The 13,223-nt window shown below is 62.8% G+C and carries 10 protein-coding genes; 5 read left to right on the forward strand and 5 right to left on the reverse strand.

What is annotated here, in order from left to right:
* The first annotated feature begins 57 nt into the window (after positions 1 to 57).
* The gene (locus NKH57_RS00675) at positions 58 to 579 is read left to right on the forward strand and encodes a hypothetical protein (protein WP_352828931.1); all 522 of its coding nucleotides are present in this window, start codon (positions 58 to 60) and stop codon (positions 577 to 579) included.
* A gap of 67 nt (positions 580 to 646) precedes the next feature.
* On the opposite strand, the gene NKH57_RS00680 is transcribed toward NKH57_RS00675, so the two are convergent.
* From NKH57_RS00680 to NKH57_RS00690, 3 genes are all read right to left on the reverse strand, one after another.
* A complete protein-coding gene (locus NKH57_RS00680; RefSeq protein ID WP_352940883.1) occupies positions 647 to 1,177 on the reverse strand; it encodes a dihydrofolate reductase family protein in 531 nt (176 codons plus the stop codon).
* A gap of 95 nt (positions 1,178 to 1,272) precedes the next feature.
* Complete coding sequence (locus NKH57_RS00685; RefSeq protein WP_352730135.1) at positions 1,273 to 1,905, reverse strand: hypothetical protein; 633 nt, start codon at positions 1,903 to 1,905, stop codon at positions 1,273 to 1,275.
* Positions 1,906 to 1,923: 18 nt separating this feature from the next.
* On the reverse strand, positions 1,924 to 3,546 hold the full coding sequence (locus NKH57_RS00690; protein WP_352730137.1) for an FAD-binding oxidoreductase: 1,623 nt from the start codon (positions 3,544 to 3,546) through the stop codon (positions 1,924 to 1,926).
* 197 nt (positions 3,547 to 3,743) lie between these two features.
* On the opposite strand from NKH57_RS00690, the gene NKH57_RS00695 reads away from it, so the two are divergent.
* A complete protein-coding gene (locus NKH57_RS00695) occupies positions 3,744 to 4,238 on the forward strand; it encodes a YegJ family protein (RefSeq protein WP_352730139.1) in 495 nt (164 codons plus the stop codon).
* Between the two features lie 13 nt (positions 4,239 to 4,251).
* Here NKH57_RS00695 and NKH57_RS00700 read toward each other — a convergent pair whose 3' ends face one another.
* Positions 4,252 to 5,220, reverse strand: a complete 969-nt coding sequence (locus NKH57_RS00700; protein ID WP_352940886.1) for a hypothetical protein — start codon at positions 5,218 to 5,220, stop codon at positions 4,252 to 4,254.
* A 64-nt stretch (positions 5,221 to 5,284) separates the two neighbouring features.
* Positions 5,285 to 6,340 carry a CapA family protein gene (locus NKH57_RS00705; RefSeq protein ID WP_352940888.1) on the reverse strand — a complete coding sequence of 352 codons (1,056 nt, stop codon included), beginning with the start codon at positions 6,338 to 6,340 and terminating at the stop codon, positions 5,285 to 5,287.
* A gap of 107 nt (positions 6,341 to 6,447) precedes the next feature.
* Between NKH57_RS00705 and NKH57_RS00710 the strand changes: the two genes are divergently transcribed.
* The 3 genes from NKH57_RS00710 to uvrB all read left to right on the forward strand — a co-directional run bounded on the left by NKH57_RS00710 (position 6,448) and on the right by uvrB (position 13,108).
* On the forward strand, positions 6,448 to 7,704 hold the full coding sequence (locus tag NKH57_RS00710; protein ID WP_352603412.1) for a hypothetical protein: 1,257 nt from the start codon (positions 6,448 to 6,450) through the stop codon (positions 7,702 to 7,704).
* Positions 7,705 to 8,138: 434 nt separating this feature from the next.
* Complete coding sequence (locus NKH57_RS00715; RefSeq protein ID WP_352940890.1) at positions 8,139 to 9,782, forward strand: DUF2778 domain-containing protein; 1,644 nt, start codon at positions 8,139 to 8,141, stop codon at positions 9,780 to 9,782.
* A 125-nt stretch (positions 9,783 to 9,907) separates the two neighbouring features.
* A complete protein-coding gene (gene uvrB / locus NKH57_RS00720) occupies positions 9,908 to 13,108 on the forward strand; it encodes an excinuclease ABC subunit UvrB (RefSeq protein ID WP_352940892.1) in 3,201 nt (1,066 codons plus the stop codon).
* The last annotated feature ends 115 nt before the right edge of the window (positions 13,109 to 13,223 follow it).

Genomic DNA, 13,223 nt, shown 5'->3' on the forward strand with positions numbered 1-13,223 from the left:
GGGATCATGATATGCACCTGAATGGGCTGCCAGGGGGCATCTCGAAGGGACGAGACCGTGATCAAGACCGCCCTTGTCGCCATGACCATCGTCGGCTGCGACTGCGATGCCAAGCTTTGCGAATATATCGGCGAGACGCCGGCCAAGTGGTCGACCGTCGCCGAGTGCGAAGCGGCGATGAAAAGCCAGATGCTGCACGAGCGGAATTTCAACTATCCGCTCGTTTCCGGCATCTGCCGCACCAAGGGCTCGTCGTCCTCCTCGCAGCTGGCCGCGACCGCGTCGCGCCCTGAACTGAAGCCCGCCAGCCGAATTGTCAGAACCGAAAGCCCGTTGCCGCCTGAACTGAGCCATCGGCCGAGCGTCTCGGTCGGTTCGCCGACGACAGCCATGGAAGCGGACGCCGCCCGGCCCGTCGCCTATGAACAAGTGGTCGATGGCGGAACCGGCGTGCTCTATCGCACGAAGAACGGCTACGCCGTGGTCAAGACCGATCTCGGCCGCGCCGCCTCGGCGACCGCCGACGCCGCGAAACGCTCTGTGAACTGGCTGGCCGGACTGGTGCCGAAGGGCCTGTAATCCCGCAAGCGTCTCTGTTTGACGACCGCAACATGCGGCATCCTATCGTCGCACCGGGTGTCCGTGATTAGGCAGGCACATAGGTCAACCTGATCACGTCATCGCCAACCAGGTCGCTGGCCACAAAACGAAGCGGCGGCCGGGGGCCGGCGAAGAATGGCTTACCATGACCAAGCACGAACGGATGGAGGTAGAGTTGGTACGCATCGATAAGACCAAGGTCGGTCAGGCTTCGTGCCAGGTTTGGTCCAGAAACTGAAATCTCCCCAGCGAGTTGGGCCTTAAGCCCACGTATCACCGCCTCGACGTCATCCGCGACAAGTGTGGCGTTGGGGCCGACCGACTTCAGCGAGCGTGACACAACCCATTTCGGTTGGCTCCGCCACGCCGCCGCGAATTCACGCGCCTCCGCGCTCCACTCTGGACTGTCTTCGTCCCAATAGCGCATCACCTCGTACATGCCGCGACCGTACACGCTGCCGCTCAGGTTGCGCACTTGCTCTATCCAGTGACGAAAGATCGTGGGCCCTGACGGCATTTTCTGGTGGTCGACATAGCCGTCGAGGGACTGGTTCATTCTGGAAATGAGCTTCGCCATGCTGTAAGACCTCCAATTCAGGATCGTCAGAATACCTTCGGGCGCCGTTACGCAAAAGTGTGGACCCCAGCCGAGATCCAAACTGAGAGGCGATCCTAGCCCCCCTGCAATTTAACTTTCAGGCTCTGCCAGAACTTGTCGATCAGCGGCTTTTCGGTCGCCACGTCCTCTTCGGCAATGCGGGTGATGAACAACAGCCCATGTTCGGCAACGCCGAAGCCGACGATCTCGAAATCGGCCGTGTCAGTGCGTGTCTTCACCTGAGCGCGAATGCCGGTCAATTCCTTGCCGTCGGCGAGCTTGCGCGTCGTCGGCTGCTGCGTCAACTCAGCACCGGCCTGCACCGATTCCTTGGTCATCTCCTGCAGCATCAGCTGGTTGAGCGACACCGGATTCATCTTGCCGTATTCCTGGACGATGACGATGGTACCCAGCGCCGAGGCCATCAGATACTGCGTGATATTCTCGCCGAGGTCGGACTTGGTCACCGAAATGTCGCTCGGATGGACAAAGGAGAAATCGCTGCCGGAAAAGGTGGCGAAGTCGTTGCGCTCGAGCGTCACCTTGCTCTTTCTGCCGCCGGGCAGCGTCATGCTTGTGCTCTCGCCGGGATCGATATCGACGGTCACGCCGTCGATGGTCAGCTTGAAAGCCTTGATATCCTCGGCCTGGACCGGTCCAGCGCACAGCGCAATGAGGGTGAGTGCCGCCGCCGATACCATCCGCATGGGTTGTTCTCCTGCTTTTTATGCCACCCCGCTCAGCGCCTTGATGGCACGGTAGAAGGTCGAGGAAAACAGTTCCGTCGGGTCATATTGCCGCTTTGTCGCCAGGAAGGCCGGCAGTTCAGGATAGGAAGCCAGCAACTCCTTGGCCGTATAATGCAGCTGGTAGGGCAGGAAGAACCGGCCGCCATATTTGATCGTCACATCGATCAGCGCCCGGGTCAGCGCCCGCATCTGCGCATTGCCGTCGGCATCGGTCGGCTGGTTGATGTAGAGCACCAGCGAATAGGCCGGCTCCGGCGCATAGGTCAGCGCCACATCCTCCTTGTGGACGACGCGCACCGAGGCGTTGAGCACCGGCAGCGACTGGTTGCGCAGGATCTCGCGGGCTTCCGTGATGAATGGATTATACGCGGCGCGTGGAATAAAATATTCGTGCAGAATGTCGGTCTCATCCAAAAGATCGTTGAACAGATACGGTACTGAATCGTGCATCGGGTTGTTGCGGGTGACGAGGCAGGCCTCGCCTTCGGCCATGGCCGAGGTGCGCGCCACCGTGCAGCTTTCGAATTTCGGCTCCAGCGTCTTTTCGGTGAACCACTTCAGTTCCTGAAACAGGCTGCCCCATTTCGCCATGTTGATGATCACGCGCTTCAGCCCGACCGAACCCGGCTCGCCGATCGCGGGCTGATCCGCCGGCGGCTGCTCGGCCACCTTGTCATAGCGGTAGACGATCATGTCCTCGAGGAAATTGCCCGGCGCCGTCGACAGATGGCCGTAAAACAGGCCGATCGCCCTGTTCGGCTCCAGCACCTCGGCAAAAAATCTTGGGAAATCGTCCGATTTGATGATTTCACGCGAGGTACGGTAGACGGCATTGTCGACGATATCGAGCGTGGCTTCCAGTACCACGCCGAACAGGCCGTAGCCGCCGACGACGTGGCGGAACAGGTCGGTGTTCTCGCTCAGCGAGCAGGTGGTCACCGAGCCGTCGGCCAGCATCACCCGCATCGAGCGGATCGAACTCGCCACCGAACCCGCTTGATGGTCCATGCCGTGCGCGTTGACCGACAGCGAGCCGCCGACCGAGAAGATGTCGGTGGACTGCATCGCCTTCACCGCGAAGCGCGGATGCAAGAGGTTCTGGATGTCGTGCCAGCGCGCGCCCGGCTGCAGCGTCATGGTCTTCGCCGCGGCGTCGACGGTCACTTTGTTGAATTTTCTGAGGTCGAGTACCAGCGCATTGTCGTCGAAGGCATGCCCGCCCATCGAATGGCGGATGGCCGCCAGCGAGACCTTCAAGCCATTGGCGCGCGCGAAGGCCAGCGCCTTGGCGATGTGCTCTTCCTCGCTGACTTCCACCACGCCATAGACCGGCGTCTGCGACAGGCCGCTGGCATCGTTGATGTCGCCGCCCTTTGCCGACCAGGGCAGCGATGCGTCAAAGGCCGGCGCATTCTCCAGCGACTTCAGCGGCAGCGCGATGCCGTCGATATCGGCGATGCGGCCTGCGTTCTTCGGTCCCAAAGGCCCGCGCGCCAGCCGTGCCACGGTGTTGCCGCCCCACAGCACCGCGCCGCCAACGACAGCCGCACCGAGTAGCAATCGCCGCGACAGCCGAAACCCTTTTTGTTGCCCAGCCATGGATATCCCCCATTGGCCAAGGGATAGCGCGGCCTCCTGGCAAAAACCATAGCGGTCGGTCGGAAGAGCGTTCCGCCAGAAAATCGATATGAATTATGGTCGGCCCAATTACGCCAAAAACCGATGAAACTCGCGCCTGGGTTGCAAATCCGGAATGAATGCACCATGGTGGCCGCGACTACGGTGAGGGGCCTTCCATGAAGCTTGCAATCCGGACCATGATGTCCCTGATGCTGGCGCTTGCTACGGGATCGGCCGGTGCACAAGGCGCGGACCCAGGCGACGACAAGACGATTATCTTTACCCCGGGTGATCCCGACATGGCGGCGGCGACCGCCCAGGCACTCGCCAGCCTGGATGAATTCCTGGCACTGTCCGAGGCTCCTCCCTCCGGAACAGACAGGTTCAAGCTCAAGGTCAAGGTGCGGGACGGGAATGTCACCGAACATTTCTGGGTCATACCGTTCCGCCGCACCGAGACCGGATTTGCCGGCATATTGGCGAACCAGCCTGAGGAAGTGCACAACGTCGTCCTCGGCCAGAACATAGAATTCTCCAGGGACGAAATTTCCGACTGGGGATACACAAGCGACGGGCATCAGGTCGGCAGCTTCACCGTCTGCGTGATGTTCAAGAAAATGTCGAAAGAAGAGGCAGACTACATGCGCGACAAATATGGCTTCGACTGCTGACGGCGAGGCCCGATTAACTGATCTCGTCCTTCGCGCCGATTTTTCGCACCAGCGCCGCCGTCGCCAGCATCGCGCCCATGTCTGATATCATCGGCGCGACATGCGTGGTGTAGTCGAGCGGCACTGAAATATCCGGCAGTTCGAAGAAGTTCTTCGTCTGCGGCAACAGCAGGAAGCCGTCGCTGCCGTTGAGCGCGACGCGGGCCGGGTCGTCCGGCCAGGTTTCGCCAAGCCATTTCAGGGCCTGCGCCAGCCGGCCGGTCACCAGCGGCCGCGCCGCCTCGACGTTGTCGCTGCGGAATTCATAGGCGGCGTCGAGTTCGGGCACACCGGACGACAAATCCTGCATCTTGCCGGCGAACATGCCGCGGAAGAAGCCGACGACCGCATTGGTCCGGCGCGTCGCCACCAATACCCCCGGGAACGGCTCGATCGCTTCGAAAGCGACAATGACACCCTTGAAGACTGTCGATGAATCCTTGCGCGACCCTACTCGCAGTTCTGCTTCGTAAAGCTCGAACGGAAACTCTTCGTAACGGCCCGAAACGACATCGTCGAACGACTGCTTGTTGAAGGCGCCAACCGCCTCGCGCGGCAGCCGGTCGAAAGAGTTCGGCCTCCCTCCATGCTGGTAACGCATATCCGCGATGAAGCCGAAGATGATTGGCAGCAGCGTCTCGCGGAAAGATTGCTGCAGCCGCGTCGCCGGTTTCATGGCCTGGAAGTAGAGCACGCTCGAAGCCACCAAGCCGATGCCATAGAGAAACACATGTGGCGTCGAGAACCATTGCTCGTTGGGGTCGGCGACCTTGTTGAACAGCCAGGCGACCAGCATCACGAACACCAGCACCAGCCCGACGAACACCGGCGCCCGCCAGCGCACCTGGCGGACCGCCGAGGCCCTCGCTGCCTCATAGGCCTCGATATCCTTCCGGATGCTGGCAATCACCGCCTCGCTCGGCATGAAATCCGACGTTTCCACCGCCGCCCCCGCAACCTGCCTCTGCCGTCGCATGATAATCGGTTTTGCAGGGGCCGCCAGACGGCTAAGCAGTGACGCTCTCTTCGCTTGAAGAGGCAGGAAAGATCGCTCTCAGCCGACCCTCGGCCTTGCCGCGCATTTGCCCCACCAGTGCCTCCACCGGTACCAGCCGCTCATGGTCGCCGGCGCGCAGGCGCATGAAGGGATGCAGCCGGTATGACGCAATGGCGCCGCGTGTGTCGGCATCGGCACTGACTTCCACAACGAAAATCCCGCCAATACGACCCGGCCATGGCTGGCAGGCAAAGGCGGTGCTGAGGAAATCGCCGAGCCCATAGGCAACGATCGTCCCGTCGATCCGCTCAACCGGCTGCACGACATGGGCGTGGTGGCCGGCGATCAGCCCGACGCCTTGCCCGGCCAGTCGCCTGGCCAACGCTCGTGTTTCAGTGCGCGGAAAATGCCTGAACTCCCAGTCCCAATGCGGCACGGCGCAAAGAAGATCGACACCGTCACGCCGCCGGCGGACCTCGTCACTGTCCATCGATACGCGCCCGGCGAACAGATTTTCATCGGCGTTGCGCCACAGCGTGAAGGCGGCGAAGCCGATATCAAGCGGTCCGACCTGGACAGGCACCACCGGGCCATTGGCGGCCAGGCCGACCGTGCGGATCCCAAGCCGCTGCAACGCCGCGACCGTCTCGTCGAAACCGGCGACGCCCTGGTCGAACACATGGTTGTTGGCCAGCGACAGCACGAGCTTTTCGCGCGCAATGCCGACCGCCGCGAGCGCCTCGGCCAGGAAGAGTTCGCTCATCGCATGATGCGTGCCGAGCCTCGTCCCCAGCACCGCGCTTGGTCTGTCCACAACAGGGCTTTCGCAATTGCCTATCACCAGATCGGCAGCGCCGAGCAACGCCTTGATCTCCCGATCGCAGTCCGGCGCGCTGCGGTTGGCCACCGCCGAGATGTCGCCGACGAAGGCAAGCCGCACCGCCCGCTTCGGCGGGTCCATCAGCATTCCCGCCATCGGCGCAAAGTCTCGTGCGTCGCCGGCCAGCGAGGGCTTCAGGAAACGCGGCAGCCAGGACAGCTTGTAGGAAAGCGGATAATTCGACACGCGGCGCCCATTTGTTTGCCTTGTGTAGACCGTCCTCGGGACGGGTTGAAGCGCGACGCTCCAAATGGTGTATATTTGCTCTGCGCGACAAAATATTGGGGGGAAAGATGACACGACTGGCAAGCCTGCTGACATCCGCTTTCATGCTGATTGTGCCGCTGTCTTCCGCATCGGCGGCAATGCCCGAAGCGGCATCCGCTCTGTTCGAGGCGAAAACGGTGGCCGGGCGCGACAGCGCGCTGTCGACGCTGGAGGCCGCCGCGCCAAAAGACCCGGCATCAGCCTATGCCGCCGGCGCCGGCGAGTTCTTCACTGCGCTGGAAATCCTGGCCAGCGGCCTCCATCGCCATGGCTTCGAGAGCCCGCAATCCTTCATGCTGCCGCTGATGCGGCTGCCGGTGCCGGACAATCCCAACCCCGAGCGGCTGACCTATGAGCAATTCCGTGACATCCTGGTCGCCTTCCGCGACCGGTTGGAAAAATCCGCCGCAACGTTTGCGGCGGTGCCGGCGGACGCCGATATCGGCATGGCAATCGACCTCACCCACACCGGCATCGACCTCAACGAGGACGGCACGATCGCACCTGATGAAAGCATGGCGGCGATCATTGCCTCACTGTCACACGGCGGCATCTCGTCGGACGCCGCCGCCCCCATCCTCACATTCCGCTTCGACCGCGCCGACGGTTTCTGGCTGCAGGGCTATGCGGAGTTCCTGATGGCGCAGACCGATTTCTGGCTGGCGCATGATTTCAGGAGCACTTTCGACGGCTCGTTCCACATGCTGTTCCCGCGCGCCAAGCTGCCGTTGCAGGACATTCTCGTACCGCCGGCCGGTGATATGGGCAGCAGCATCTTCTCCTCGGAGTGGCGCATCGCTGATTTCATCTCGCTGGTGCATCTCGTCAACTGGCCAGTGATCGAGCCGGAGCGTCGGCAAGCGGCGCGCCGGCATCTGCTGGAAATGATCCGGCTGTCCCGCGAGGACTGGAAGGCGATCCGCGCCGAAACCGACAATGACCGTGAGTGGCTGCCGGGTCCGCAGCAGAAAGGCGAGAACCCGCTCACCGGCCTCGACGTCGGCGAGGAGCAGGTCCAGGCCTGGCTCGCCACCTTGACCATGGCCGAGGACCTCCTGGAAGGCCGCGTGCTGCTGCCGCATTTCCGCATTGCCGATAAGGGCATCAACATGAAGCGCTTCTTCGACGAGCCCAAAAACTTCGACCTGGTCCTGTCAATCACCGGCCCGGCCATCGCGCCCTATCTCGAAAGCGGCAGGATCCTGACCAGCGACGATTTCGACCAGATCCAGCGCCAATTCGGCGGCGGTGGTTTTCTGACCTTTGCGCTGTGGTTCAATTGAGGTGCCACTCAAGGCGGCCGTCCAGGCGAAGAAATTGTGACAGGCAGGCAACAGTTTTACCTGAGACAGGCGCCTATTTGGCCAATTTTCACCGGCAGCCGCTTCGTTCCATTTATCGCTGACCGCGCCGCGAAAAAATTTAGAAACGGCTGTTTTGCTTGACTCGGCGATCAAAAGCAGGCAGCAAAACTGCGTCGGAAGGGCGACAACACCACTTTCCTGGCCGTGGACGAAGCCTTATTTGGCCTAAATCCACATCTCGTCGTTGGTTTTGAGAGGGATTGATTAACCAACTTTGTCCATATTTTGAAGCAATCGGCAACCAATGACAGACGCGGCAAACGCGTCGGGGACCACCTGGGATCACTCACAGAATGGTCGTCGCGGCTATCACAGCCGCGGACGTGGGAGCCGCTTGGAGCAAGATTGGTTGCATGGCGTTGTTGAGTAAAAAAATTGTCGGGGACGAGCGTTGGGACGGCGAGAACGCCTGTGACGCGCCACGTGCCTCTTCCTTCACCCCTGAACGGATCGTCCGCTGGGTCGCAGTGCCCGGCGCCAGTGCTGCCGTTGGCCTGTGGTTGATCGGCACCATGGCTGGCCTCAGTTCCGTCGGCGCCTCGCTGTCGGCGACATCGGGTGGCCTACCGCAGGCCCTGTCGATGCCGGGATCGCTCGCCCTCGCCGATCCGCTCAAGCAGCATTTTCTGAGAGCACCCTTCGTGCTTGCCAATGCCCATGGCGGCACGCAAGCCCTTCAAGACCATGCCGTGCAGTGCGGCGCCAGCTGCTTCAAGCTTGCCAGGTTGAGCCCGCGGGCGGAGAAGTCCGCGCGCCTCGTGGCGCAGGCAAAGCCCGTACCCACCGTTGCAAAGTCGAAGTCGCAGGAGCGTTTCGAGCGCATCGAAGCATCGCTTTCGCCGATGAAGCTCGCCGCTGCCTTTGCCGGCGCTGGAAAGCCCGTGGTCGTGGCCAACGCGCCGGTGCACCCTGTTATTTCCACCGTCGCGCCGCAAATTGCCGAAGCGTCGCTTGTGCCATCCGTCAAGGTTATGGCCAGCCTCTCGGAAGACATGCCCGCTCCGGCGGCCGAACGCTTCGCGCGGCTGGATAACGGCTCGGACGTCGTGCAGACCGCGCCGCAACCGATGGGCTTTGCCCAGTCGGACACGCAGACGCCAGACAATTCGCAGTTGGCGCTGGCCCTCGTGCAGTCGCTGCCGGTTGACGACGAGGCGTTCGCCTCGCCGCTGCCGATCGAGGAATCCCCGGCCGACGTCGCGGTTTCGCCTGTCGAAACCCAGCAGGACCAACCAGGCGACGCCGCCTCGCTGCCGGACGCGCTCACCGACGACGTGCCGTTGCCGACCCGTCGCCCGCAGTTCGACGCCCCGCAGCCCAAGGACACCCCGCAGCCCAAGATTGTACAGCAGTCCAAACCTGTTCAGCAGACGAAGCCTGATCAGCAACCGAAGCCGGCTCGCGAGACCGTCCAGCAAGCCCAGACTGCCCGACCGGCCAAACCGGACCGGCAAGGACGGCCGGCCGATGGCAGCGGTGTGCTGGCCTATGCCAAGCCGGACACGCCGTCGGGTGGCCTCGGCAAGGCTTTCAGGAACCTGTTCAACTCGCCGGGGTCCAGGAGCGGAGCCGGCAATGGCGTCGCCGTCTACGACATCAGCGCCGGGACCGTCTATATGCCTGACGGTTCGAGGCTCGAGGCGCATTCGGGCATCGGCGCCATGACGGACCAGCCGCGCTATGCCGACCAGAAGAACCGCGGACCGACACCGCCCAATACCTACAATCTGTCGCTGCGCGAGACGCGCTTTCATGGTGTGGAGGCCTTGCGCCTGACACCGGCCGATGGCCGCAACAAATACAATCGCGACGGCTTTCTGGCCCATACCTACCTGCTTCGGGGCCGCTACGGCCAGTCGAGCGGTTGCGTCGCCTTCAAGGACTATGCGCGCTTCCTCGCCGCCTACAAGAAGGGCAAGATCAACCGCCTCGTCGTGGTGCCGCGCCTGAACGGATCGCCGACCCGCGTTGCGGCGGATAACGCGCGCGGCGCCTGATCCTTCCGGACAGGCACGCGGCCGCCGTTTCCTCCTGACAGCCTACTGTCAGGAGCCGCATCTGGCGAAGCGCCTCATCTCATCCCACTCTTTCCATTTTGGCCAGGAAATCCCATATTCGGGTCATGGCCAAATCTCCCGATAAGAAAGCGCCGCCGACGGCGAATGACGATCGCGCTTCGCCGAAGCGGCGCAGTCCGCTGACCGATTTCCTCGACGCCTCGGAGCCCTTGCACAGAGGCGGTTTCGCCGAGATGCCGCAGCCGGAGCTCTCGGGCACGCCGCTGACCAGTTCAATTGCGGATTGGGCCGAGCAGATCGAGGAGGAAGCCGAAAAGGAAGGACGTCGCCAGATCTCCCCCCTCGAGGGGGAGATGTCGCCGAAGACGACAGAGGGGGTCGTCACAGAAGGCACCGCCGGGACGTCGAACCCGGTCGAACCGACCCCACCCGGCGGCTCCGCCGCCACCCTCCCCTCGAGGGGGAGGGAAAGCGCCAAGTCGAAGAAGATACCCGAGCGCTCGAGCTCGCCGGGGCGCAGCGCGCGCGGCACCTCGATGGGTGGCGCGGCATCAGCCAGGGAGCGCACGGCAGCCGGCCTCAATCCGGTCGCCGGTCTCGACATTTCGTTGGAAGACGCCGAGACGATGGCCTCGGGCAGCGTCACCGCCACCGTCGCCGCGCTGTCGGCGCTGATCGAGTCCGGCAATCCGCTGCACAAGGACGGCGTGCTGTGGACGCCGCACCGCCCTGCCCGCCCGGAAAAGTCCGAAGGCGGCATCGCCATCAAGATGGTGTCGGATTTCGAGCCGGCCGGCGACCAGCCGACGGCGATCAAGGATCTGGTCGAAGGCGTCGCCAACAACGACCGCACCCAGGTGCTGCTCGGCGTCACCGGCTCCGGAAAAACGTTCACAATGGCCAAGGTGATCGAGGAGACGCAGCGCCCCGCCCTGATCCTGGCGCCGAACAAGACGCTGGCAGCCCAGCTTTATTCCGAGTTCAAGAAATTCTTCCCCGAAAACGCCGTCGAGTATTTCGTCTCCTATTACGACTATTACCAGCCGGAAGCCTACGTCCCGCGCACCGACACTTTCATCGAGAAGGAATCCTCGATCAACGAGCAGATCGACCGCATGCGCCATTCGGCGACGCGCTCGCTGCTCGAGCGCGACGACGTCATCATCGTCGCCTCGGTGTCCTGCATCTACGGTATCGGCTCGGTCGAAACCTACACGGCGATGACCTTTCAGATGCAGATCGGCGACCGGCTCGACCAGCGCGCTTTGCTCGCCGATCTCGTTGCCCAGCAGTACAAGCGACAGGATGTCAATTTCGTTCGCGGCTCGTTCCGCGTGCGCGGCGACACGATCGAGATCTTCCCGGCCCACTTGGAAGATCGTGCATGGCGCATTTCGATGTTCGGCGACGAGATCGAGCAGATCACCGAGTTCGACCCGCTGACCGGCCAGAAGACCGGCGAGCTGAAGAGCGTCAAGATCTACGCCAATTCGCACTATGTGACGCCACGCCCGACGCTGAACCAGGCGATCAAGTCGATCAAGGAAGAGCTCAAGCACAGGCTGGGGGAACTGGAGCGCGCCGGCCGCCTGCTGGAGGCGCAGCGGCTGGAACAGCGCTGCCGCTTCGACCTGGAGATGCTGGAGGCCACCGGCTCCTGCGCCGGCATCGAGAACTATTCGCGCTATCTCACCGGCCGCCAGCCGGGCGATCCGCCGCCGACGCTGTTCGAGTACATTCCCGACAATGCGCTGGTCTTCATCGACGAAAGCCACGTCACCGTGCCGCAGATCGGCGGCATGTATCGCGGCGACTTCCGACGCAAGGCGACGCTGGCCGAGTACGGTTTCCGCCTGCCGTCCTGCATGGACAACCGGCCCTTGCGCTTCGAGGAATGGGACGCCATGCGCCCGCTCTCCGTCGCCGTTTCGGCAACCCCGGGCGCTTGGGAGATGGAACAGGCCGGCGGTGTCTTCGCCGAACAGGTCATCCGCCCGACCGGGCTGATCGACCCGCCGGTCGAGGTGCGCCCGGCCAAGAGCCAAGTCGACGATGTCGTCGGCGAAATCCGTGACACCACCAAGGCTGGCTATCGCACGCTGGTGACGGTGCTGACCAAACGCATGGCCGAGGACCTGACCGAGTATCTGCACGAACAAGGCATCCGCGTCCGCTACATGCACTCCGACATCGACACGCTGGAACGCATCGAGATCCTGCGCGATTTGCGCCTCGGCGCCTTCGACGTGCTGGTCGGCATCAACCTTTTGCGCGAAGGCCTCGACATTCCCGAATGCGGCTTCGTCGCCATTCTCGATGCCGACAAGGAAGGTTTCCTGCGTTCCGAGACCTCGCTCATTCAGACCATCGGCCGCGCCGCCCGCAACGTCGACGGCAAGGTCATCCTCTATGCCGACCAGGTCACCGGCTCAATGGAACGGGCGATGGCCGAGACCAACCGCCGCCGCGAGAAGCAGATGGAGTGGAACGCCGCCAACGGCATCACTCCGGAATCGGTCAAGTCGCGCATCTCGGACATTCTGGACTCGGTCTATGAGAAGGATCACGTCCGCGCCGACATCTCGCAGTTCACCGACAGCGCTGGCGCCATGATGGGCAACAATCTAAAGGCCCATCTCGATGCGATGGAGAAGCAGATGCGCGACGCCGCAGCCAATCTCGACTTCGAGAAGGCGGCCCGCATCCGCGACGAGATCAAGCGGCTGCGTGAGATGGAACTGTCCATCTCCGATGACCCGCTGGCCAAATACGCCGACATGGAAAGCCCGGTCTCTGGCCGCGAAAAGGGCAAGCACAACAAGGGCGTAGCCAAGCATCGCACGGCCGAGGAACAGGAGCGTTTTCGCAGGCTCGACGAAGTGCGTGCCGCCGAAGAGGCGGCCAAGGCTGCCCGCCCCAACCTCTTCCGCAAGCCGGCGCTTGACGAGATGGGCGCCGATGGCGCCGTGCCGGCGAAGAAGCCGCTATTCGCCAAACCTTCGATTGACGACATGGGTCCAGGCACGGACATGCCGACCCCGTCAGGCGCCGTGTCGCGTTCGCTGTTCAAGAAGCAATCGGCGCAAGAGGCGCACGGTTCCGACTTCGGCATTCCCGGCGAAACCACCAAGCCGCTGTTCAAGAAGAACTCGCTTGACGAGATGACCGTGCGACGAACCGAGACGCCGATCGAGGGTGACAAGCCGGTCAAGCGTGAGCGCGCCGGCATTGGTTCGTATGAGGATCCTGGCGACGCCCGCCGTGAAAAGCGCCGGCCGGGGAAGACAGGCAGACCGGGACGGTAGGGCCTGGAGGCACACTGTCGACTGGCTGGACCACGCCCCCAGCCTTGTCAGTTGCCAGTCGAAGCGATACGGGCCACGGCAGCTTCTCCGCTCCCAACCGCAAGAAACTCCCACG

The organism is Mesorhizobium sp. M1050 (assembly GCF_040318715.1).
GTDB lineage: Bacteria > Pseudomonadota > Alphaproteobacteria > Rhizobiales > Rhizobiaceae > Mesorhizobium.

Bases quoted from the DNA above. Each gene is read 5' to 3' on its own strand.
- NKH57_RS00690 (WP_352730137.1), bottom strand. From the start codon at position 3,546: ATGGCTGGGCAACAAAAAGGGTTTCGGCTGTCGCGGCGATTGCTACTC.
- NKH57_RS00695 (WP_352730139.1), top strand. From the start codon at position 3,744: ATGAAGCTTGCAATCCGGACCATGATGTCCCTGATGCTGGCGCTTGCT.
- NKH57_RS00710 (WP_352603412.1), top strand. From the start codon at position 6,448: ATGACACGACTGGCAAGCCTGCTGACATCCGCTTTCATGCTGATTGTG.
- NKH57_RS00680 (WP_352940883.1), bottom strand. From the start codon at position 1,177: ATGGCGAAGCTCATTTCCAGAATGAACCAGTCCCTCGACGGCTATGTC.
- NKH57_RS00685 (WP_352730135.1), bottom strand. From the start codon at position 1,905: ATGCGGATGGTATCGGCGGCGGCACTCACCCTCATTGCGCTGTGCGCT.
- uvrB (WP_352940892.1), top strand. From the start codon at position 9,908: ATGGCCAAATCTCCCGATAAGAAAGCGCCGCCGACGGCGAATGACGAT.
- NKH57_RS00715 (WP_352940890.1), top strand. From the start codon at position 8,139: ATGGCGTTGTTGAGTAAAAAAATTGTCGGGGACGAGCGTTGGGACGGC.